This is a genomic window from Pseudomonas sp. WPR_5_2 (assembly GCF_003634475.1).
In the GTDB taxonomy this organism is placed as follows: domain Bacteria; phylum Pseudomonadota; class Gammaproteobacteria; order Pseudomonadales; family Pseudomonadaceae; genus Aquipseudomonas; species Aquipseudomonas izuensis.
This window is the reverse complement of the sequence record NZ_RBLA01000003.1, coordinates 16,885-38,920: the sequence shown is the minus strand read 5'-3', so window position 1 is coordinate 38,920 and position 22,036 is coordinate 16,885. Positions and strand designations below refer to the sequence as shown.

The 22,036-nt window shown below is 60.0% G+C and carries 17 protein-coding genes; 6 read left to right on the top strand and 11 right to left on the bottom strand.

All coding sequences use genetic code 11. From position 1 onward, the window contains the following. Positions 1–114: 114 nt before the first annotated feature. Positions 115–2,427: a 5-methyltetrahydropteroyltriglutamate--homocysteine S-methyltransferase gene (gene metE / locus BJ917_RS12670; RefSeq protein ID WP_121103543.1), complete on the bottom strand. Its 2,313-nt coding sequence runs from the start codon at positions 2,425–2,427 to the stop codon at positions 115–117. 109 nt (positions 2,428–2,536) lie between these two features. Here metE and metR point away from each other — a divergent pair, with 109 nt between their 5' ends. Continuing rightward, positions 2,537–3,454 carry a transcriptional regulator MetR gene (gene metR, locus BJ917_RS12665; protein WP_096513248.1) on the top strand — a complete coding sequence of 306 codons (918 nt, stop codon included), beginning with the start codon at positions 2,537–2,539 and terminating at the stop codon, positions 3,452–3,454. 119 nt (positions 3,455–3,573) lie between these two features. Here metR and BJ917_RS12655 read toward each other — a convergent pair whose 3' ends face one another. The 5 genes from BJ917_RS12655 to BJ917_RS12630 form a co-directional block, all read right to left on the bottom strand. Beyond that, the gene (locus BJ917_RS12655; protein ID WP_096513249.1) at positions 3,574–4,071 is read right to left on the bottom strand and encodes a GNAT family N-acetyltransferase; all 498 of its coding nucleotides are present in this window, start codon (positions 4,069–4,071) and stop codon (positions 3,574–3,576) included. A gap of 2 nt (positions 4,072–4,073) precedes the next feature. Further along, positions 4,074–4,712, bottom strand: a complete 639-nt coding sequence (locus BJ917_RS12650; protein WP_121103541.1) for a LysE family translocator — start codon at positions 4,710–4,712, stop codon at positions 4,074–4,076. Positions 4,713–4,748: 36 nt separating this feature from the next. After that, positions 4,749–5,183: an NUDIX domain-containing protein gene (locus BJ917_RS12645; RefSeq protein WP_096513251.1), complete on the bottom strand. Its 435-nt coding sequence runs from the start codon at positions 5,181–5,183 to the stop codon at positions 4,749–4,751. A gap of 214 nt (positions 5,184–5,397) precedes the next feature. Continuing rightward, complete coding sequence (locus BJ917_RS12635) at positions 5,398–6,723, bottom strand: APC family permease (RefSeq protein ID WP_096513252.1); 1,326 nt, start codon at positions 6,721–6,723, stop codon at positions 5,398–5,400. A gap of 222 nt (positions 6,724–6,945) precedes the next feature. Next, a complete protein-coding gene (locus tag BJ917_RS12630; protein WP_121103540.1) occupies positions 6,946–7,767 on the bottom strand; it encodes a carbon-nitrogen hydrolase family protein in 822 nt (273 codons plus the stop codon). Positions 7,768–7,886: 119 nt separating this feature from the next. Here BJ917_RS12630 and BJ917_RS12625 point away from each other — a divergent pair, with 119 nt between their 5' ends. Then, positions 7,887–8,687: a LuxR C-terminal-related transcriptional regulator gene (locus BJ917_RS12625; RefSeq protein ID WP_121103539.1), complete on the top strand. Its 801-nt coding sequence runs from the start codon at positions 7,887–7,889 to the stop codon at positions 8,685–8,687. 158 nt (positions 8,688–8,845) lie between these two features. After that, positions 8,846–10,465 (top strand): FMN-binding glutamate synthase family protein, encoded by a 1,620-nt coding sequence (locus tag BJ917_RS12620; protein WP_121103538.1) that lies wholly within the window; start codon positions 8,846–8,848, stop codon positions 10,463–10,465. Positions 10,466–10,489: 24 nt separating this feature from the next. Here the strand turns inward: BJ917_RS12620 and BJ917_RS12615 are convergent, their stop codons facing one another. From BJ917_RS12615 to BJ917_RS12605, 3 genes are read right to left on the bottom strand one after another with little or no spacing between them, the layout of a single operon-like run. Continuing rightward, positions 10,490–11,998 (bottom strand): glucosyltransferase domain-containing protein, encoded by a 1,509-nt coding sequence (locus BJ917_RS12615; RefSeq protein ID WP_121103537.1) that lies wholly within the window; start codon positions 11,996–11,998, stop codon positions 10,490–10,492. Position 11,999: 1 nt separating this feature from the next. Then, positions 12,000–12,941, bottom strand: a complete 942-nt coding sequence (locus tag BJ917_RS12610; protein WP_096513257.1) for a glycosyltransferase family 2 protein — start codon at positions 12,939–12,941, stop codon at positions 12,000–12,002. Then, positions 12,938–13,312 carry a GtrA family protein gene (locus BJ917_RS12605; protein ID WP_121103536.1) on the bottom strand — a complete coding sequence of 125 codons (375 nt, stop codon included), beginning with the start codon at positions 13,310–13,312 and terminating at the stop codon, positions 12,938–12,940. The genes BJ917_RS12610 and BJ917_RS12605 overlap by 4 nt, the downstream gene beginning before the upstream one ends. 241 nt (positions 13,313–13,553) lie before the next feature. Between BJ917_RS12605 and BJ917_RS12600 the strand changes: the two genes are divergently transcribed. Then, positions 13,554–14,678: an OpgC family protein gene (locus BJ917_RS12600; RefSeq protein ID WP_121103535.1), complete on the top strand. Its 1,125-nt coding sequence runs from the start codon at positions 13,554–13,556 to the stop codon at positions 14,676–14,678. Positions 14,679–14,741: 63 nt separating this feature from the next. Here the strand turns inward: BJ917_RS12600 and BJ917_RS12595 are convergent, their stop codons facing one another. Further along, on the bottom strand, positions 14,742–16,163 hold the full coding sequence (locus BJ917_RS12595; protein ID WP_096513260.1) for an amino acid permease: 1,422 nt from the start codon (positions 16,161–16,163) through the stop codon (positions 14,742–14,744). A 655-nt stretch (positions 16,164–16,818) separates the two neighbouring features. Between BJ917_RS12595 and BJ917_RS12585 the strand changes: the two genes are divergently transcribed. Next, the gene (locus tag BJ917_RS12585) at positions 16,819–17,277 is read left to right on the top strand and encodes a transposase (protein ID WP_096513261.1); all 459 of its coding nucleotides are present in this window, start codon (positions 16,819–16,821) and stop codon (positions 17,275–17,277) included. Positions 17,278–17,600: 323 nt separating this feature from the next. Beyond that, positions 17,601–20,714 (top strand): transglycosylase domain-containing protein, encoded by a 3,114-nt coding sequence (locus BJ917_RS12580; protein ID WP_096513262.1) that lies wholly within the window; start codon positions 17,601–17,603, stop codon positions 20,712–20,714. Between the two features lie 27 nt (positions 20,715–20,741). On the opposite strand, the gene BJ917_RS12575 is transcribed toward BJ917_RS12580, so the two are convergent. Continuing rightward, positions 20,742–21,998, bottom strand: coding sequence for a hypothetical protein (locus tag BJ917_RS12575; RefSeq protein WP_121103534.1), 1,257 nt, complete (start codon positions 21,996–21,998; stop codon positions 20,742–20,744). Between the last annotated feature and the right edge of the window lie 38 nt (positions 21,999–22,036).

Genomic DNA, 22,036 nt, shown 5'->3' with positions numbered 1-22,036 from the left:
GTCTGTAGGAGCGAGCCTGCTCACGATGGACGTTAACGAAAACGCGTAATGTCTGTTTCAACGCGGCGCGTGTGAGGCCATCGCGAGCAGGCTCGCACCTACAAGGGTTTTGTATTACGCCAACTGACTGCGCAACTGCCGCGCCGCCGCCACCATGTTGACCAGCGCCGCCTCGGTCTCCGGCCACGCCCGGGTTTTCAAACCACAATCGGGGTTGACCCACAGCCGTTCAGCCGGAATGCGCTGCACAGCCTTGCTCATCAACTTGACCATCTCGGCCGTGTCCGGCACCCGTGGCGAGTGGATGTCGTAGACACCCGGACCGATGTCATTCGGGTAATCGAACGCTTCGAAGGCGTCGAGCAATTCCATGTCCGAACGCGAGGTTTCAATGGTGATCACGTCGGCGTCCATCGCCGCGATGGCCTCGATCACGTCGTTGAATTCGCTGTAGCACATGTGGGTGTGGATCTGGGTTTCGTCGCGCACACCGCTGGCGCTCAGGCGGAACGCGTCCACGGCCCAGTCCAGGTATTCCTTCCATTGTTCGCGACGCAGCGGCAGGCCTTCGCGGAACGCGGCTTCGTCGATCTGCACGATCTTGATGCCGGCGGCCTCCAGGTCCACCACTTCGTCGCGCAGGGCCAATGCCAATTGCTGCGCCTGGACTTTGCGCGACACGTCTTCACGGGGGAACGACCACATCAGCATGGTCACGGGACCGGTGAGCATGCCTTTCATGACCTTGTCGGTCTGGCTCTGTGCGTAGCTGATCCAGTCCACCGTCATGGCCTTCGGACGGCTCAGGTCGCCGTAGATGATCGCCGGCTTCACGCAGCGCGAGCCGTAGCTCTGCACCCAGCCGAAACGGGTGAAGGCATAACCATCGAGCTGCTCGGCGAAGTATTCGACCATGTCGTTGCGCTCGGCTTCACCGTGCACCAGCACGTCCAGCCCCAGGCGTTCCTGTACCTGCACCGCATGGCGGATTTCGTGGTGCATGGCGTCGGTGTAATCGTTGGCCGACAGCTTGCCTTGTTTGTAAGCCTGCCGCGCCAGACGAATAGATCCGGTTTGCGGGAACGAGCCGATGGTGGTGGTCGGGAACGCAGGCAGTTTCAAGCGTGCACGCTGTTGCTCGATGCGTTTGGCAAACGGCGAACGGCGCTGGCTGTCGGTTGCGTCGATGGCATTGATACGTGCCTGCACCTCGGCCTTATGAATACGCGGCGACTCGACGCGGCTGACGGCGATGGCGCGGCTTTCGGCCAGCGCGGCTTGCACTTTCGGCGCTTGCGGATCGTTGAGTGCATCGCGCAGCACGGCGATTTCGCCACACTTTTGCACGGCAAACGCCAGCCAGCTTTTCAATTCCGGATCGAGCTTGTCTTCGCGCTCCAGGTCCACCGGACTGTGCAGCAGCGAGCAGGAACTGCTGACCCACAGGTTGTCGCCAAAACGCTCCTGGGCAAATCGCAGCTGTTCCAGCACCGGTTCCAGCTCACAGCGCCAGACGTTGCGACCATTGACCAGCCCCACCGAGAGAATCTTGTAGATCGGCAGGCGATCGAGCACGTGCAGCAGTTGGTCCGGCGCGCGCACCGCGTCGATGTGCAGGCCTTGCACCGGCAAGCCGACGGCCAGGCCGAGGTTGTCCTGCAGGCCGCTGAAGTAGGTCGCCACCAACTTTTTCAACGGTGAATATTGCAGGATGTGGTAAGCGCGTTCGAAGGCGTTTTTCCATTCCTGAGGCAGGTCGAGCGTCAGGATCGGTTCATCGATCTGCACCCATTCCACGCCTTGGGCAGCGAGGCGCCCGAGGATTTCGCCGTAGACCGGCAGCAGGCGCTCCAGCAAGTCGAGCTTGTCGAAGTCGTTGCCTTTTGCCTTGCCCAGCCACAGGTACGTCAGTGGACCGATGATCACCGGTTTGATGGTGTGACCGAGGGCCTTGGCTTCTTCGACTTCATCGAACAGCTGTTCCCAGCTCAGTTTGAACGGCTGATCCGCAGTGAATTCCGGGACCAGGTAGTGGTAGTTGGTGTCGAACCACTTGGTCAATTCCTGGGCATATTGCGCCTGGCCATGTTCGCCGCCGCAGCAGCTCGCAGTGGCGCCACGGGCCATGGCGAACAAGGTATCGAGAGTCGGCAGGCCGCGTGCGTCCTTGGTGTTGTCGAAACGCTCGGGGATTACACCGAACGTCAGGGAATGGGTCAGCACCTGGTCGTACCAGGCGAAATCGCCGACCGGCAGCAGGTCGATGCCGGCGTCTTTCTGCAATTGCCAGTGGGTGGCGCGCAACTGGCGGCCGACGCTTTTCAATGCGCTCTGGTCGAGGTCGCCTTTCCAGTAGGCTTCGAGGGCTTTTTTCAGTTCGCGGTCGGCGCCGATGCGCGGGAAACCTAAGGTGTGGGCCACGGCCATGTCGAATGTGCTCCTGTGTAAAAGATGGCGCTATTGTCGACAGCCAACCCAACATGAGACAAACTCAACCTTTTCGTGTTGATCACAAGTTTTCCTCATGGAGCCCACGGTGCTTGAAATCCGTCACTTGAAGACCCTGCACGCCTTGCGCGAAGCCGACAGCCTGGTGGATGCGGCCGACCGCCTGCATCTGACCCAATCGGCGCTGTCCCATCAGTTCAAGGAGCTTGAGGAACGGATGGGGATGCCGTTGTTTGTGCGCAAGACCAAACCGGTGCGTTTCACCAGCGCCGGGTTGCGCCTGCTGCAACTGGCCGACGCCACCCTGCCGCTGTTGCGCGCCGCCGAACGCGACATCGGTCGCCTGGCTGGTGGCACTGCCGGACGTCTGCACATGGCCATCGAGTGCCACAGTTGCTTCCAGTGGCTGATGCCGACCATCGACCAGTTCCGCGATGCCTGGCCGGAAGTCGAGCTGGACCTGGCCTCGGGTTTCTCTTTCGCGCCGTTGCCGGCCCTGGCCCGTGGTGATCTGGACCTGGTGGTGACCTCCGACCCGGTGGATCTGGTGGGTATCACCTATGTGCCGCTGTTTACCTATGAAGCGATGCTCGCCGTGGCCAACCAGCACCGCTTGGCGGGCAAGGCCTACATCGTGCCGGAAGACTTGCTCACAGAGACGCTGATTACCTACCCCGTGGAGCGCGATCGACTGGACATCTTCACCCGCTTCCTGGAGCCCGCCGACGTCGAACCGGCCCAGGTGCGCACCTCGGAACTGACGGTGATGATGATGCAACTGGTGGCCAGCGGCCGCGGCGTGTGCGGCATGCCCCATTGGGCGCTGCATGAGTACAGCTCACGTGGCTATGTGAAGGCCAAGCGCCTGGGCGAGAAAGGGTTGTTCGCGACGCTGTACGCGGCGATCCGGGCCGACATGCTGGATGCGCCGTACATGCGCGATTTTCTGCTGACAGCGAAGGACACGTCGTTTTCTACTTTGGATGGCGTCAGCGCCGTTCGATAGACACACATCCCCTGTGGGAGCAAAGCTTGCTCGCGATGGGCACACCGCAGTCAATCAGACAGACCGCGTTATCGTTCATCGCGGGCAAGCCTTGCTCCCACAGGGGACTGGGACGCCCCTTAAATCTCGCGCCACATGTGAATCTTGTCGAAGTAGTCCTCGCCCACCCGCACTGCCATCGGCTCCAGGCCGAACTGGATGAAGCCGCAGCGCCGGTACAGATTGAACGCGGCATCGTTGCCGGCAGTGACGGTCAATTTGATCAGCCGCAATTCCGTATGCGTCCGCGCCTCGGCCAGCACCGCCTGCACCAGTTGATGACCGAGGCCCCGCTGGCGCACGTGGGCGGACACGTACATGCCAAACAGCGTCGCCTTGTGCCGGGCCTTTTCCCGGGGCTCGAAGGCGAGCCCGGCAATGCCCGCCAACCGGCCTTCCTCGAACGCGCCGAACACCACATCGAGCTTGCCGGTCAGGCGCGACTCCCACCAGTGGAGCGGCATGGACGCGCGCTCGCGTACGCTGGAGGTGAACGCCTGCGGATGCCGGTCATAGGCCTCGAGCATCAGCGCCCGGTAGTCCAGGGCATGGCTGGCGTCCAGCCGCTCGATCCACATGTTCAGACCATCCGGCGTTGTTCAAGCATCAGCCGCAGCGCCAGCGCCGACAGCACGAAGCCCATGAAATAGCGCTGCAGCGCCAGCCAGGTCGGGTTATTGACGAACCACGAGGCAATGCCCGCGGCAAATAGCGCGATCAGCAGATTGACGCTGAAACTGACGCTGATCTGGGTCAGGCCCAGCACGATGCTTTGGGTGAACACCGAACCGTGCTCGGGCGTGATGAACTGCGGAAATACTGACAAATAGAACACCGCAATCTTGGGGTTCAGGGCGCTGGTGAGAAACCCCATGGTGATCAGCTTGCGCGACGAGTCCGGCGGCAATTGCTGGGCCTCGAACGGCGAACGCGCACCGGGCTTGACCGCCTGCCAGGCCAGCCACAACAGGTACAGCGCGCCAACCCACTTCAGCACTTCATAGGCCATCGGCACCGCCAGGAACACCGCGGTCAAACCGGCAGCGGCGGCGAACAGATGGACGAAAAACCCGGCGACCACCCCCAGCAACGAGGTGACGCCGGCCTTGCGGCCCTGGCAGATCGAACGGGAGATCAGGTAGATCATGTTCGGCCCCGGTGTCAGGACCATCAGCAACGCGGCGGCAGCGAATATCAACAAGTCTTGAAGCGGGATCATGGCGAGTCCTTGCTATGGATGATCGGGCGTAAATGATCAGGCGGTCGCGGTCAGCGAATCCCGATAAAACGGCAGGATCAGGTCTCGTGTCAATGGCGCCAGCGTGAGATCACCGTTGGTGGCCGGGTCGATCCAGATCACCTCTTCGATCTCGGCTGCCGGGGTGACATCCACATCGATGTTCAGCAGAAAAATCTCGGCCTTTACGACAAACCCCGGCTCGTTGGCGGCGGGCGCCGAGAATTGACCAAGGAAGGTGGCGTGTGCCGGATCGATGACCAGCCCCAGCTCTTCCTCCAGCTCCCGGGCCAACGCATTGACCGGTTGTTCATGGGCTTCGATCTTGCCCCCCGGTTGCATGAATGCCTGGGTGCCGCGTTTGCGCACCAGCAGGGTTCGGCCGTCAGGACCGATCAGCAGGGCGGCGGCAATGTGGATAAGTCCGGTGGGTTGGGCAGCAAACGTCGACATGAACAAAGGCCTTTGACTCAAAAGCGGCAAGGATCACATGTCCACCGCTCTCGATCAAAGGCCTGACAGCTGACCCGACTTTTGCAGATGCCGCTGATCCCCTGTGGGAGCGAGCCTGCTCGCGAAGGGGCCCAGTCAGTCAATGATGATGTCGCCTGATACACCGCTTTCGCGAGCAGGCTCGCTCCCACAAGTAGATCGCAGCCTCGCTCGATTATGCCGCTTCCTGGAAATCCATCTCCGGCGGCTGGCGACGGAAACCGCTGGTCAGCACCGCCAGGTACACCACGCCAATCGTCAGCCAGCTCAGGCCGAGGTAGATCGCCAGGTGATCGAGGCTGACCATCAGCCACAGGTCCGCCACCAATCCGATGAACGGGAAAACCAGGAACAGCACCAGCTCGCGCAGTCCTTTCTTTTTGCCGCCGATCCAGTAATGAAAGATCACCGACAGGTTCACCAGGCTGAAGGCCAGGAACGCGCCGAAGTTGATGAACGAGGTCGAGGTGGTGACATCGAGTTTCAGTGCCAGCAAGGCCACCACGGCGCACAGCAGGATGCTGTTGATCGGCGTGCCGAAGCGTTCGTGCAAAGTACCGAAAAACGACTTCGGCAATACACCGTCGCGACCCATGGCATACAGCAGGCGCGAACCGCTGGCCTGGGCCGACAGGCCCGAGGCGAACTGACCGACGATCAGACCGATCAGGAAGATCGAGACGAACAGGTCGCCGCCGATGTTGCGGGCAATTTCATAGGCCGCCGAGTCAACATTGTCGAACTGGAACGACGGATGAGCGATCTGCACGAAGTACGACACGCCAACGAAAATCAGCCCGCCGATCAGGGTGATCAGCATGATTGCCCGTGGAATGGTGCGGCGTGGGTCGCGGGTTTCTTCGGTCAGGGTGCTGACCGCGTCAAAACCCAGGAACGAGTAACAGGCGATGGCCGCGCCGCTCATGATCAACGGCATTTGCATGTCGCCGTTGAAGAACGGTTTGACCGACCACAGCGGCGTACTCGCATCGCCGGCAACGTAGTGCACGCACAGCGCCACGAAGGCGATCAACACCAGGAACTGCACCAGCATCAGCAGGGCGTTGATGCCATTGGCCAGTTTCAGGCCGACGATGTTGATGGCGCTGGTGATGCCAATGAACGCCAGCACCCAGACCCACTGCGGTACTGCCGGGAACGCCGAGTTGAGGTAGGCCGCGCCGATCAGCCAGATCGCCATCGGCAGGAACAGGTAATCGAGCAGCACCGCCCAGCCGGCGATGAAGCCGAGTTTCGGGCTGATGGCCTTGCGCACGTAGCTGTAGGCGGAACCGGCGACCGGGAAGGCCGAGGCCATGCGCCCGTAGCTCATGGCCGTGAAGAACATCGCCACCAGCGCCGCCAGGTAAGCGGCGGGCACCATGCCGGCAGTGGATTGGGCGAGGATGCCAAAGGTGCCGAGCACAATGATCGGCGTCATATAGGCGATGCCGAACAGCACCACCGACCCTAATGACAGGGTGCGTTGCAAACGAGCCATGAGCGACTACTCCGGTTGTTATTGGATTTATGGCAGAGCCGAGTTCGGCGCAGGGTTTTCGGGTGTTGCTTTGTTGTTCTTGGGTAGATCAAACAGGTGTGTTGCCTGTCAGGGCCTCATCGCTGGCTTGCCAGCTCCCACATTGGTTTTGTGAAGGCCTGAGATCCCTGTGGGAGCTGGCTTGCCAGCGATAGCGTCAGCCCGGCCAACACAGAATCAGGATCAGCGCACAGGAATCATCAGCTCCCGCAATCCACAAGCATGCTCAATCAATTCACCGGGCAACTTCAGCCGCTGATCATCCAGATACCGATAATCCTGGCGCGCCGCCGTCAGCCGGTTCAGGTCCAGCTCCACCTCAAACTGCCCTTCATAGCGACCGGCTTCGAACAACAGCGCGCCCAGCGGATCGACCAGCGCACTGCCGCCAGCGAACAGCAGCCCGCCGTCACCCTCTTCCACCCGGTTGACCATCAGCGCAAACGCCTGGTTTTCCTGGGCACGGGCCATGATTGCGGTGCGGTGGGTCGGGCCGTAGGGGTCCATGTTGCCGTTGGTCACCAGCAGCAACTCGGCGCCCAATTGCGCCAGGGCGCGGGCGGTCTCGGGGAATTCGATGTCGTAGCAAATCAGCAGGCCGACGCGTACACCGTTCCACAGGCAAGTGGCATAGCGATCGCCGGCTTCATAGACGCCGCGATCCGAGGCCCACAAATGCGTTTTGCGGTACTTGAGCGCAATGCCTTCGGGGGTGATCAGCAGCGTGGTGTTGTAGAAACGGCCGTTGTCGTTCTCGGCGGTGCCGATGACCACGGCAATCCCGCGCTCACGGGCGGCGGCGACAATCGCGCTGACGGTCGGGCCGTCCAGTGGTTCGGCGACGTCGGCCACGGACTCGGCCGACGGGAAACCCATCAAGTGGCTTTCGGGGAACATGATCAGCTGCGTATCGGCAGCACAGGCGTTGATCGCTGCCAGGGCGCGTTCGAGGTTGTAAGCCGTGTCGTTGTCACGGCCCGCCAATTGGGCGAGTTCGACTTTCATGGGGAGTCCTTGTTCTGAACGCCGGAAAGATTGCCCGGTCGCTGTCTGTGCGCCAGTATGCGCAGCAAGCCAGCGGCCGGGAAATCACGCCGCTGGGGTAACACGATAGGGGTAGATGCATGACACTCTCGTTGGACGACATCGCCTGGCACCGTTCGGTCGGGCAATTGATCGATGCCCTGGACAAGCCCAATTTCTGGACGCAGCTGGTGCGCCTGCTGGACCAGTACGTGCCCTGCGACAGCTGGGTGGCGCTGCTGTTCAGCGCCGACCAGCACCCGCAAGTGTTCGCCGAATGCCCCGGCGTTGACGGTGGCCCCGACCCGTTGTTCCAGGACTACCTGCGCGGGTTGTACCTGCTCGACCCCTTCTACATCGCCTGCCGCGAGCAATCGCGCACCGGTCTGTACCGTTTATCGGAAGTGGCCCCGGAACATTTCGAACTCACGGAATACTATCAACGATACTTTCGTGTGAATGTCGTGGCCGATGAAATCCAGTTTAATTGTCAGCTCGAAGGCGACCGCACGCTGTGCCTGTCATTGGGCAGCAAACAGCGCTTCAGTGCCGGGCAGATTGCCTTGCTGTCGCTGATTGCGCCGTGGGTGCTGGGCTTGTTGCGCCAGCGTTTGCCCTACGAGATCAATGAAGTGGTGGCCCTGGCGCCCGCCCCGGTGCGAGGGGATTGGCGGGTGCAACTGGAAGCGTCGGTGCAACAACTCAAAGGCGCGCAGTTGACCGCCCGGGAGCTGGATGTCGGGCGTTTGATGCTCAGCGGCTGCTCGAGCAAGGAAATCGCCCGCAAGCTGGAAATCTCCATCGAAACCGTGAAAGTCCATAAGAAACACATGTACAGCAAGCTGGGGATCAAGTCCCAGTCCGAGCTGTTTTCGATTTTTCTCCAGGCACAAAATGCCTGATATAGCGCTGATGCGCTTTTCTGTGGGAGCGAGCCTGCTCGCGAATGCGGTATTTCACTCAACATCGATGTCGACTGAACCGACGCCTTCGCGAGCAGGCTCGCTCCCACAGTGATTTGCGTTTCGCCAAAATTTGAGTCCGAACCCAAGGAAACCGTATGAGCCTGTCACTCCTGAGCCGCTACGCCTTCTTTGCCGTCTGCGTAATATTCACCCTCGCCAGCCTGCCCTTCCTCGAACACGACTGGCTGTGGCCGATCACCGCCGTCACCGGCGTCCTCAGCCTGATCGGCATTGGCGACCTGCTGCAAAGCCCCCACGCGGTGCGGCGCAACTACCCGATCCTGGGCAACATTCGCTATCTGGTCGAAGCCATTCGCCCGGAAATCCGTCAGTACCTGCTCGAATCCGACAGCGATGCCCTGCCCTTCTCCCGGGCCCAGCGTTCGCTGGTCTACTCCCGAGCCAAGAATGAAAGCGCCGACAAGCCGTTCGGCACCTTGATCGACGTGTATCAGTCAGGTTTCGAATTCATCGGCCATTCGATGCGCCCGGCGCCATTGAGTGACCCCAGTGGCTTCCGGGTCACGGTCGGTGGCCCGCAATGCACCCAGCCGTATTCCGCGTCGGTGTTCAACATCTCCGCCATGAGTTTCGGTTCGCTCAGCGCCAACGCCATCCGCGCGTTGAACCAGGGCGCCAAGCTCGGCAACTTCGCCCACGACACCGGCGAAGGCAGCATCAGCCCCTATCACCGGGAACACGGTGGCGACCTGACCTGGGAATTGGGCAGCGGCTATTTCGGCTGCCGTACCGCCGACGGTCGCTTCGACCCGGAACGCTTCGCCGCGCAGGCCCGAACGCCGCAAGTGCGAATGATCGAAATCAAGATGAGCCAGGGCGCCAAACCTGGCCATGGCGGCATCCTGCCCAAACACAAGGTCACCCAGGAAATCGCCGATACCCGTGGCATCAGCATGGGCGAGGACTGTATCTCGCCGTCACGCCATACCGCGTTTTCCACGCCGATCGAGATGATGCATTTCATCCAGCAGCTGCGTGAGCTGTCCGGTGGCAAACCGGTGGGCTTCAAATTCTGCCTCGGTCATCCATGGGAATTCATGGGTATCGCCAAGGCCATGCTGGAAACCGGCATCCTCCCGGACTTTATCGTGGTCGATGGCAAGGAAGGCGGCACCGGTGCTGCGCCCGTGGAGTTCACCGACCACATCGGCGTGCCGATGCGCGAAGGTTTGCTGTTCGTGCACAACACCCTGGTGGGCCTGAACCTGCGGGACAAAATCAAACTCGGCGCCAGCGGCAAAATCGTCAGTGCCTTCGACATCGCCAGCGTCCTGGCCATCGGTGCCGACTGGGCCAACTCGGCGCGGGGCTTCATGTTCGCCATCGGCTGCATCCAGTCGCAGAGCTGCCACACCAACAAATGCCCGACCGGTGTCGCCACCCAGGACACCCTGCGCCAGCGGGCGCTGGTGGTGCCGGACAAGGCCCAGCGTGTCTACAACTTCCACCGCAACACCCTCAAGGGCCTGGCCGAAATGCTCGCTGCTGCCGGCCTTGAACATCCGTCGCAATTGTCGGCCAAGCACCTGGTACGGCGCATGTCGGCCACCGAGATCAAACTGTTCTCGCAGCTGCACGTGTTCCTGAAACCGGGAGAACTGCTGACCGGGGAAGTGAACGGCGAGTTCTATTCGCGGATGTGGCAGATGGCACGTGCGGACAGTTTCGAGCCTAACGAAGTAGCGGCTGCCTGACGCTGACGGCCCCGGCATAACGCTTTACCAGGAAAGCGATTTGATCGGGGCCGGTTCTTTCATGACGATAAAACCGTAATCGCCCAGGAGGTAAATCCGGTAATACGGGCTCTCCACCAGCGGCGAGAAATGCTGATACCCCACCCGCGTCGCATTGCGCCGCTCCCGCTCCGCGACCACGTTGGAAATGCCCACCTTGGGCAGGTTTTCCGCCAGCATGTAAAAGTCGATGTTCAGCAGATAGTGCAACACCGGCATCTGCTTGAATGAGCCGGCGGCCCCCAGTAACCAGTGATCTGAATAGGTCACCGACATGTAAATGCGCTTGGCCTCGCGCAAGGCAGGATGGCTGCTGATATCGCGCTCAAGGCTGTACAGCGCGCTGGTGGCGAAGGTCTTCTGCATCGTCAGCACCCGGCCATAGGCAAACGACAGCGAGAGCATTGCCAGCAGCGGCACCAGCAACATTAGCGGCAATCGCTCATGCAAGGACGCCAGCGCCAGATGGCTCAGGTAGAACAGCAGCACCAGCAACACCGCAAACCCCATCAGGGTTCTGGCACCTTCGTTGAAGTCTCGAAAGATCAGTGCCACACCCGATACCAGCAGCATCACCATCGGCACTGTCAGCACACACAGCAAGCCGATCAACACTCGCTTCGGCCCGCTCTCCTGGCGTCGGGCGACGTTCCTCCCCAGGTGTACCGCCCCCACAATGGCACACAGCAATAGCCCGGCGAATACCCAGGCAAATCCGCCGTGGAACAGCAGCACGACTTTTTCCAGCACCCGGCCAATGTTGACGTCGATTTGCAGCAAGGGCCGGGCCGACAGGTTGAGCAACAAGGTGCGGTTGTTCCCCATGAACGGATAGGCCGTAACGCCATAAATCAGCCAGCCCAGCGCCAACTGGGCAAACTTCCAGCCAATCAGGGCGCCCCACTGCGGCCAAGGCATTTTGTCGTCCACAGCCCTGAGCAGCTCAAGACAACAAAGCCCGAGAAACACGTTCAGACTGATCTGATACAGCCCCAGCGCCAGCGCAATCAGCAACGAAGGCACCAGCCATTGCACGTTGCGCGAAGGGTGGCGAAAGGTGATGGCGTAGATCACCGCCACCAGGCTCAAGGCCATGGGCGCGCCGTCATATTGATAGGACAGGTTTTGCAGGAAGAACGGGTTGTACCAGAGTGGCAACAGCACCAGGCAGCACGCGACGGTCGGCTGGCGATAGTAATGAAACGTCAGGCTGGTCAATGCCGAGGACAGGGCCAGGGTGGCGATCAACAACGGCAATGGAAAGATATTCGGCGCGCCATTGCTGAAGGTCAGAGCGTTATAGAACAGCTCGGCAAACACTCGCCCCTGCTCTGTCCAGGCCATGCCGGCCGAGAGCGAGCGCCAGTTATCATCGATGTAGGGATAGTCCGCGAGGATCAGCGGCAGAACATACACAAAGGTCGCGAGCAGAAAAAACAGCCAGACCTGGCGTCTGCCGAGTTCCTTGACGAAAAAATCGCTGAACCTGCCCATGCTACGGCCCGCGCTGCGCTTTGCCGCCGACGATGTCTTTGACCACATACCGGGGCCGATGCTTGGCCTCGATGTAGATCCGTCCGATGTACTCGCCCAGGATGCCGATACCGATCAATTGCACGCCACCGAGAAAGAGAATGGCGGTCATCAACGAGGGATAGCCGGGCACGTTGTTGCCGTTGAAAATCTTGTCCAGCACCATGTACACCGCATACAGCACGGCGAAGATCGAGATCCCGCCACCGATATACGTCCACAAGCGCAAGGGCACGGTGCTGAACGACGTCACGCCCTCCAGCGCCAGGTTCCACAGTTTCCAGCCGTTGAACTTGCTGTTCCCCGCCACGCGCGGCGCTCGCTCGTACTCCACCACCACGGTGTTGAACCCGGCCCAGGACAGCACGCCTTTCATGAACAATTGATGCTCCGGCAGGGTGCGGATCACGTTGACCACCTTGCGGTCCATGAGGCGGAAATCCCCGACGTTCTCTTCGATCGGGGTGTACGAAATCCGATTCAACAGATGGTAGAACAACGACGCACTGCGCCGTTTCAGATAGCTGTCGGAATTGCGGTCCCGGCGTTTCGCCAGCACTACGTCTGCGCCTTTGAGCCATTGCTCGATCAGCAACGGGATCACGTTGATCGGGTCCTGCAGGTCGACATCCATCGGGATCACCGCGTCGCCGGTGGCGTATTCCAGCCCGGCGAACAGCGCCGGCTCCTTGCCGAAGTTGCGGGAGAAATTGACCAACATGACCTGATCGTCCGCCTGCGCCAGCGCTGTGGCACGTTCGGCCGTGCCATCCGTGCTGCCGTCATTGATGAAGACGATTTCCACCTCGGCATCGTCAAGCTTCAACTCGCGTCGCACGGCTCCATAGAACAGCTCGATCGCCTGTTCTTCGTTGAACACCGGAACGATGAGCGAGATCTTCATGCATTGCGCCCGCGAAACACCACGTACTTGGAAAACAGGAAGCCCAACACCAGACTCAACGCCGAAAACAGCGCCACGGTCAGCAAACCGTGCAACCGCCACAGGTCACCGGCATGGCCGACGCCATAACTCAACGCCCCCATCGCGGCCATGAACAACAGATAGCCGCCGACCGATACCTTTCTGTCGAAGGTATAAAGCGCATTCATGTAGAAGGAAAACGAAGCGGCAAAGCAGAAGGCCGCCAGGTTGCTGATAGCCTGACGCAGACCCGCTGCCACGCTCAGCAGGAAGAAGATCTGCCAATGAATGAGGGTGTTGGCGACCCCGATCACCGTGTAGCTGGAAAAGCCTTTCCACAACCGTCTCATGCTGACGCTCCCGGACAGGACTCGGTGCTCACCCATAAGTATTTGAGCTCGTCTACTGTCAGAAATCACAGGTAAAGCCAGCTTTCAGACCAGCGGTTAAACACCGCTTCAACATCCCGAAATACCCCGACTTTGCAATTGCCGGTGAATCGGTCCACCCTGCGCGCCGCCAATGTGCGGCACGCAAGCTTTCGCGCGTTGGCGACTCCTTTGTTCAACACCCGTTTACGAGCCTGCCGTCATGACGCTAGCACGCGATCACCGGATCGACTTTTTTCGTGGCCTGGCACTGATCTTCATCTTTTGGGATCACGTGCCCCACAACCCTTTGGGCCAGATCACCCTGCGCAACTTCGGCTTCAGCGATGCCGCCGAAGTCTTCGTGTTCCTGGCAGGTTTCGCAGCCGTGCTGGCCTACGGCAAGATCCTCGCCCGCGATGGCTACCTGATCGCCTGCGTGAAGATCCTGCGGCGTGCGTGGGTGCTCTATGTGGTGCACATCTTCCTGTTGGCGATGCTGATGGGCATCGTGTTCTTCGCCAACAGCCACGTGGAAACCCGCGACCTGGTGGAGGAAATGGGCATGCACCACTTCATCAGCGACCCTCAGCAGGCGCTGATCGATGAACTGTTGCTGCGCTTCAAACCGAACCTGATGGACCCGCTGCCGCTGTACATCGTGCTGCTGGCCGGGTTGCCGCTGGTGCTGCCGATGCTGGTGCGCAAGGCCTGGGTGGTGGTGGCCATGTCGCTGGCGGTGTACCTGACGGTGCCGTTGTTTGGCTGGAACCTGGCTGCGATCAAGGACGGCGTGTGGTACTTCAACCCCGTCGCCTGGCAACTGTTGTTCGTGCTGGGCGGCGCCGCGGCGATTCATGCACAGCGCCCACGCGTGCCGGACACCCGGCCATTGCTGCGCCAGCCGCTGTTCATGTCCGCGGCGCTGTACGTGGCCGTTGCCGGGGTGCTGACCCTCGCATGGCGCTGGCCACACATTCACGACGCGTTGATGCCGGCCAGTTTGGGCAATCTGTTGTACCCGATCAGCAAGACCAACCTGTCGCCCGCGCGCCTGCTGCACTTCCTGGCCCTGGCCTACGTCACGGCGAAAGTGCTGCCCGACACCGGCTGGACACAGAACTGGCTGGCGCAGCAAAGCTGTCGCATGGGGCGTTTCTCATTGGAGATTTTCTGCCTTGGCGTGCTGCTGGCGCCCTTGGCGGACATGGTCAACGCCATGACCGACGATGCTTTTGCCATGCAGATCTTCACGGCGCTGGTGGGCGCCGGGTTGATGGCGTTGCTGGGGGCGTGGCTGGAATTCAACAAGCGCTTGAATCGACCACTTCAAGCCGCACCCGCTTGATAGAAGTAAACCTTATGAAGTCTTGTGGCGAGCAAGCTCGCTCGCCACAACAGCTTTTTCAGCCTACGGGACCGAACGTACTGCACCCTGCGAGGCATTCGTCGGTTGCAGCTTGAACACATAGAACAGCACCGTCAGCAGAATCAGGAACGCCGGGCCTACATATAGCGCCACGCGGGTATCCGGGAAGTACGCCATCAAGCCGACCACCAGCACCAGAAATGCCAGCGCCAGATACGAGCTGACCGGGTATAGCCACATGCGGTATTTCAGGCCGGCACGCTCGCTGGCGCTTAGGCCTTTGCGGAACTTGAGCTGGGCCAGCAGGATCATCACCCAGGTCCAGATCGCGCCGAAGGTGGCAATCGCCGTCACCCAGACAAAGACTTTCTCGGGCACCAGGTAGTTGAGCAGCACGCCCAGCAACAAGGCACCGATCGACAGCAACAGTGCGCGACGCGGCACGCCGTTATTCGAGGTCTTGGCGAAACCTGCCGGGGCCTGGCCATTCTGAGCCAGGCTGTAGAGCATGCGCCCGGTACTGAAGATGCCGCCGTTGCACGACGACAGCGCGGCGGTGATCACCACGAAGTTGATGATGCCGGCGGCGGTCTTGATGCCCAGGCGCTCGAAGGTCATCACGAACGGACTGCCCTGGGTGCCGATTTCGTTCCACGGATAGATCGAGAGAATCACGAACAGCGCGCCGACGTAAAACAGCAGAATCCGCCAAAACACCGAGCCGATGGCATCGGGAATGGTCTTCTGCGGATTCTTCGCTTCGCCGGCGGTCAGGCCGATCATCTCGACTCCGAGGTAGGCGAACATGACCATTTGCAGGGACATCAGCACGCCTTGCACACCATTGGGCATGAAGCCGCCATGGGTCCAGAGATTGGAAATGCCCAACGCCACACCGTCGTTGCCCAAGCCAAAGGCAATGATGCCGATACCACCGAACACCATGGCAATGATGGTGACGATCTTGATCAGGGCGAACCAGAATTCGAATTCACCGAAGGCCTTGACCGCAATCAGGTTGATCGTGCCCATGCTGATCAAGGCCGACAACGCCCAGATCCAGCGCGGTACATCGGGAAACCAGACGCCCATGTACACCGCCACGGCGGTGATCTCCGCGACACAGGTCACCAGCCACAGGAACCAGTAATTCCAGCCGGTGAGGAAGCCCGCCAGCGGGCCGAGATAGTCCTGGGCATAACGGCTGAACGAACCGGCAACCGGGTTGTGCACGGCCATCTCGCCGAGGGCGCGCATGATCACCAGGATCGCCAGACCGCCGATGATGTAGGACAGCATGATGGCCGGGCCAGCCATTTCAATGGCCTTGGCAGACCCCAGAAACAGACCGACGCCGATACAGGCACCGAGCGCCATCAGGCGGATATGCCGCTCGCCGAGTTCACGTTTGAGCGGACCGCCCTGAGCGGTCTCGCCATGGGGCAGGTGATTGCCAACGGGCATAGGGTGCAACCTCGTCTTGTTATTGGATATGACCACCGAGTGTTGAAGTACCGGCTGATAAGCCAGTGCTTCCCGTAACCGGCGCTGCTTCGTGGGCAGAACCGTCTGACAGGACGAAACCTGCGAGATCAGCGGGGTATGCAGTATAAAAAGCTGGAAGCAGAGATTTTCACTCTATAAATCACAAAAATCAGGCGTACATCACGATAAAACTGCGATTTACAGAGATAAATTGACTGAATTTTGTAGGATTTTTCGCTATTAAAGCGCCGCCGAGTATTGCACGGTATGGGTGCAGCGTCATTTCCAACCGAAGTGTCTAGCACAAGCCTTACAGCTTGCGCGGCCCCTGTGGCGAGGGAGCTTGCTCCCGCTGGGCTGCGAAGCGGCCCCAAATACGGCGATCGTGGATTGCCTGAAAGAACTGGTTGTATGGTATTGCGACTGCTGCGCAGTCGAACGGGAGCAAGCTCCCTCGCCACAACAATCTCCCTCACCACAGCAAACTCACTCGCCACAAATGCACCTGGAAGTTGAAACATCCCGGTCCAGAGGTCCTTCATGGCTCTCGGATTTTTCACTCAGAAATTGCAGCTACGTGTAGGCAGGTGGGTGGCTAGGGTTAAAGGGAACCAACTGCAAAGGGTCGCAAGGAATGCAGCCACAACCAAACTCACACTTACTGCGCCATGGGCGTTTCTCGCAAACAGGTCGGGCCTATCTCATCACAGCGGTCGTGCATCAGAGACAACCGATATTCAACGATTGGAAGGTAGGACGTTTGCTTGTTGCGGAACTCAAGCGCGCCCATGAGCATGGCTGGGTGAATTCGATTGCCTGGGTGATCATGCCAGACCACTTTCATTGGCTGGTACAACTGGAACAATGCACCTTGGCGCGACTCATGCAATCCATCAAGTCTCGCAGCACGCTGACCATCAACCGAAAACTGAACCGTGAAGGGGCCTTCTGGCAAACCGGCTATCACGACAGGGCCATTCGGGATGGCGAAGATCTCCTGCCGTTCGCTCGCTACATCGTTGCCAACCCTTTACGCGCAGGGCTTGTAGAAAAAATCGGTGATTACCCGCTCTGGGATGCCTGTTGGCTCTAGCTCCGACCTACTCTTGTATACATTACCTGTAGGGTAAAAGAGCTTGCTTGTGGCGAGGGAGCTTGCTCCCGCTGGGCTGCGAAGCGGCCCCAAATACGGCGATCGTGGATTGCCTGAAAGAACCGGTTGTCTGGTATTGCGACTGCTGCGCAGTCGAACGGGAGCAAGCTCCCTGGCCACAACACGCCCCCCACAGCAAATCTTCTGCCACAAGCTCAAAGTGGATCCACGATATTTGGAGGGTCACAATTTTTTCACCATTGCCATCCACCGTCTAAGCTTCAGACAAGTCCGATCAATCTGCGTGAATGGATCAGTCGACTATGGGCGCGTTATGGCAAACCGATTCGAGTAAAACTGTGGTCCCGACTGAACGAGTGGATGACGAAGCGCCTTTACCTGAAAAACCCCGCCGTTCCCGGCACGGCTGGAAGGCTTTCTGGTTGTTGATGCTGATTATTGCAATCGTGGTAGGCCTGGCGGCGTCCAAGGAGATGCGCACCTCGAGGTTTCAGGCCCGGGAGGTCAGCAAATTTGCCAAAACCCTGAGTTATGAGCTCAAACCCGGTCCCAGCGATGCGATTCATTATCCGGGGGCCGGCCCGTTCGATCTGCGCCTGGGCTATAGCTCCCTGGGCGAGTTCCTGCCGCGCCTGCTCAAGCGTGATTACGTCATTACCGCCCAGACCCGCTTTTCTCCGGCGCTGATGAACTACAGCGACAAGGGCTTGTTCGTGCCCTATTCGGAAAAAATCCAGGCCGGTTTGTCGATCACCGATTGCAAGGCGGCACCGCTGTACCAGTTCAACTATCCGCAACAGCTCTATTCCAGCTTCGAATCGATTCCGCCGGTGGTGGTCAACAGCTTGCTGTTTATCGAAAACCGTTTCCTGCTCGACCCGCGCCAGCCCCTGGCCAACCCGGCGGTGGACTGGCCGCGGTTCGGCATGGCGGCCTATACCCAGGTCGCCAAGATGCTGCACTTGCCCGGCCAGTCGGCGGGCGGCAGTACCCTGGCGACGCAATTGGAGAAGTACCGGCACTCGCCCGATGGCTTGACCGTGTCGGGCGGGGAGAAAATCCGCCAGATGATTTCCGCCAGCGTACGCGCCTATCAGGATGGGCCGGAAACGCTCAAGGTCCGGCAGAACGTGGTGCGCGATTACCTCAATAGCGTGCCCCTGTCGGCGGTACCCGGCCACGGTGAAGTACATGGCATGGCCGAAGGGTTGCGCGTGTGGTACGGCGCCGATTTCGCCAAGGCCAACGAAATCCTGGCCAGCGACGCGAAGGATCCGCAAAGCCTGGCGGAAAAAGGCCTGGCACTGCGCGAAATGCTTTCATTGATGATTGCCCAGCGCCGCCCTTCCCACTATTTGACCAAGGGCCGTGATGAACTGGCCGACCTTACCGACAGCCACATTCGCTTGCTGGCGCAGAACAATGTGATCGATGCACCTTTCGCCGCCGCGGCATTGGCCAGCAAGGTCACGTACCGCGACTGGGCGACCCAGCCGACCATTCAACCGATCGAAACCAACAAGGGCATCAGCGTGGCGCGCAGCCGGCTGGCCGGGTTGCTCAACCGTCCGCTGTATGACCTCGACCGCCTGGACCTCTCGGCCACCAGCACCCTGCAAGGCGATCTGCAAACCCAGGCAACCGCGTACCTGAAAAGACTCGCCGATCCGGAATATGCGAAAGAAATCGGCCTGATGGGCGAACGCCTTCTGACCCCCACCAGCACCACCCAGGTGCGCTACAGCTTCACCTTGTTCGAGTTGACCCCGGACGGCTCACGGGTGCGGGTGCAGACCGACAGCACCGATCAGCCATTCGACATCAACGAAGGCAGCAAACTGGAGTTGGGCTCCACCGCGAAAATGCGCGTGCTCACCACCTACCTGCAAATCATCTCCGAGCTGCACGACAAATATGCCGGGATGACCGTGCCGGAACTGAAAAAAGTCGAGGTGCCGGAGCAGGATCACCTGAGCCGCTGGGTGGTCGATTACCTGATTCAGAACAAGGACCGCAGCCTGTCGCCCATGCTCAGTGCCGCACTGGACCGCAAATACTCGGCCAGCCCCGGCGAGGCGTTTTTCACCGGTGGCGGGTTGCATGTGTTCCACAACTTCCGCAAGGAAGACAACGGCCGCATGCCGACCCTGCGCGATGCCATTCGGGAGTCGATCAACCTGCCGTTCATCCGCCTGATGCGCGACCTGGTGCGCTACACCACTTATTCCGGCCCCAACAGCAGCGCCGAACTGCTCAAGGACGACCGCGATCCCCGGCGTCAGGAGTACCTGGCCGAGTTCGCCGATCGCGAGGGCACGTCGTTCCTGCTGAAATTCTGGAAGAAGTACAAGAACAAGGACACCCAGGCACGGCTCGAGACCTTCCTCGACGCCATGCACCCGACGCCGATCCGCTTGGCCGCCGTGCACCGTTACCTGCTGCCCCAGGCCAGTCAGCAAAGCTTCAACAACTTCGTGCGCTCGCACCTCGCGGAGACCAAGCTCACCGAAAAACTCACCGACGAGCGCCTGCAGCGCCTTTATGAGTCCTACGGCCCCGGCACCTACGACTTGCCGGACCAGGGTTTCATCGCCAAGGTGCACCCGCTGGACCTGTGGATGATGGGCTACTTGCTGACCCACCCGGATGCCACGTTCAAGGACATCGTCAAAGCCAGCCAGTTCGAACGCCAGGAAGTCTACAGCTGGCTGTTCAAGAGCCGGCACAAGGGCGCCCGCGACAACCGTATCCGCACCATGCTGGAAATCGAGGCGTTCCTCGACATTCACCAACGCTGGCAGAAAGTCGGCTACCCGTTCGACCACCTGGTGCCGTCGCTGGCGACCGCCATCGGCAGCTCCGGCGACCGCCCCGCCGCCCTCGCCGAGCTGATCGGCACCATTCTCAACGACGGCGTGCGCATGCCGACGCTGCGCATCGACAGCCTGCACTTCGCGGCGAATACGCCGTATGAAACCAAACTCATCAATGACCCGGATGTCGGCAAACGGGTCATGCCTTCCGAAGTCGCGGCGGCGATGCGCGAAGCCCTGTCACACGTGGTGGATGCCGGTACCGCGAAACGGGTGGCCGGCACATTCAAACTGCCCGATGGCACCCCGCTCGCCATGGGCGGCAAGACCGGTACGGGCGATAACCGGATTGAAGCGTTCGGCTCGGGCGGACGCATCCTGAGCTCGAAATCGATCAACCGCACGGCCACCTTTGTGTTCTACATCGGCGACACCCACTTCGGCACCCTCACCGCGTTCGTGCCGGGGCGTAGCGCCGAGAGCTTCACCTTTACCTCGGCATTGCCTGTGCAGGTGCTCAAGGGGATGGCGCCGATCCTCAACCCTTATCTGCAACCGGGTAGCCATACGCAGTGTCTGCCGGTTGAAATGGTGCGGCGCTGACCGGCGCCGCCTTTCAGGGCTTGGGCTCTAGACCTCCGAATCCCAGGCCACCGTGACGTTGCCCGAATAGGTCTTTGCGCCACCGGTCAGCATCTGTTCCACATGTTCCCGGTCGATATCGAAATGCAGGGTTCCGGGTTTTCGGTCGACGTAAAAACCGGGCTGGAACAGTTCGGTTCCACTGCCGTCACGCAACAAAGGTCGGCGATTGACCGCTTGTCCGGCGGCGTCCGTAAGACCATTGGGTAGACTGACACTGACGTTCAGTGGGACCTCATGACCTGACGTCGTGTCACGCACCAAACACGTATTGCCGCCGCCCGCGATCTCACATTCAAGGCCCATCTTGAACCGACTCGAAGATGAAATATTAAACGTCTGATCGCGAAACAGCCGTGTGGGTTTGCGCCCCTGGTTCAGCCAAGCTTGCCAGCCACCCTGAGGCAACAATTCCACTCGATTGCCTCCGGGTGGAATTTCAACTTTGAGTGCATGTTGCACGTCCAGCGTGAAGTTGAACGTGAAGAGATTGTCTGTCGGGATCATGACGTCGCCGAAATCAAAATCTCCTCCAGGTCCCATGGTGTAGTTGATACTGCCGGTGTATTGCCCGGTGGACATCGTCAAGGGTTTTGGAGTTTTGATTGCATAGGCGTATTCAAGGGTGTCATACCAAAATCTTGGAATGTCCATTCCCGGTTGCCGGCTACAGACTCCCGCATTTTCAGGAACGATCCAAAAGAACAAGGCAAAGCTAGTGCTCGCCGCGAGGTAATTAATGCCTGCACAAGGACTAGGCGCCTGGCGCCACTGATTGGACCAGGAAATGATGCCTGGCCTTTCCCAGGCGCTAACGCCAGGTGGCCGATCCAGGCCCCATCGGTGCCCGACGCCGGCAATGCGCACTTGCACCGTCTCTACTTCCCCGGTCTCGCGGTGAATGACGTCCACCTCCCGCCACTCGGAGGGCATCTTCCACATCGCACCCTGTCGGGGATCTTCATGGTTAGCCAGAATAGGTCCGTTGGAGTTTGCAATGAATGGAGCACGAATCGTGAAAATACCCAAGGCCTTGCAAGTGGGTGTCGCAGGCGCATGCCAAGCGCAGATTCCGGTTTCTGGGGTTGTATTAACGAACTCGTTATTCAGCGGATTAGCCGGGTCCGGAGTGAACTTCGCGGTAATGTCCTGCACGAGAGCACTAGCACTTGTCGATAGCAACAACAGAGCGGAGGCACTGAACAAATGGAACAACCGATGTGTGAAGCTTTTTGAAGTATCCATGTACTTTCATTAAACCTATATGCGCCCAACGACGTTGA

Excerpts from the sequence above, each read along its gene's own strand:
- BJ917_RS12630 (WP_121103540.1), bottom strand. The coding sequence starts at position 7,767 with ATGAAAGTCGAACTCGCCCAATTGGCGGGCCGTGACAACGACACGGCT.
- BJ917_RS12645 (WP_096513251.1), bottom strand. The coding sequence starts at position 5,183 with ATGTCGACGTTTGCTGCCCAACCCACCGGACTTATCCACATTGCCGCC.
- BJ917_RS12600 (WP_121103535.1), top strand. The coding sequence starts at position 13,554 with ATGACGCTAGCACGCGATCACCGGATCGACTTTTTTCGTGGCCTGGCA.
- BJ917_RS12620 (WP_121103538.1), top strand. The coding sequence starts at position 8,846 with ATGAGCCTGTCACTCCTGAGCCGCTACGCCTTCTTTGCCGTCTGCGTA.
- BJ917_RS12595 (WP_096513260.1), bottom strand. The coding sequence starts at position 16,163 with ATGCCCGTTGGCAATCACCTGCCCCATGGCGAGACCGCTCAGGGCGGT.
- BJ917_RS12615 (WP_121103537.1), bottom strand. The coding sequence starts at position 11,998 with ATGGGCAGGTTCAGCGATTTTTTCGTCAAGGAACTCGGCAGACGCCAG.
- BJ917_RS12635 (WP_096513252.1), bottom strand. The coding sequence starts at position 6,723 with ATGGCTCGTTTGCAACGCACCCTGTCATTAGGGTCGGTGGTGCTGTTC.
- BJ917_RS12575 (WP_121103534.1), bottom strand. The coding sequence starts at position 21,998 with ATGGATACTTCAAAAAGCTTCACACATCGGTTGTTCCATTTGTTCAGT.
- BJ917_RS12625 (WP_121103539.1), top strand. The coding sequence starts at position 7,887 with ATGACACTCTCGTTGGACGACATCGCCTGGCACCGTTCGGTCGGGCAA.
- BJ917_RS12605 (WP_121103536.1), bottom strand. The coding sequence starts at position 13,312 with ATGAGACGGTTGTGGAAAGGCTTTTCCAGCTACACGGTGATCGGGGTC.
- metE (WP_121103543.1), bottom strand. The coding sequence starts at position 2,427 with ATGGCCGTGGCCCACACCTTAGGTTTCCCGCGCATCGGCGCCGACCGC.
- BJ917_RS12585 (WP_096513261.1), top strand. The coding sequence starts at position 16,819 with ATGCAGCCACAACCAAACTCACACTTACTGCGCCATGGGCGTTTCTCG.
- BJ917_RS12655 (WP_096513249.1), bottom strand. The coding sequence starts at position 4,071 with ATGTGGATCGAGCGGCTGGACGCCAGCCATGCCCTGGACTACCGGGCG.
- BJ917_RS12610 (WP_096513257.1), bottom strand. The coding sequence starts at position 12,941 with ATGAAGATCTCGCTCATCGTTCCGGTGTTCAACGAAGAACAGGCGATC.
- BJ917_RS12650 (WP_121103541.1), bottom strand. The coding sequence starts at position 4,712 with ATGATCCCGCTTCAAGACTTGTTGATATTCGCTGCCGCCGCGTTGCTG.
- BJ917_RS12580 (WP_096513262.1), top strand. The coding sequence starts at position 17,601 with ATGGGCGCGTTATGGCAAACCGATTCGAGTAAAACTGTGGTCCCGACT.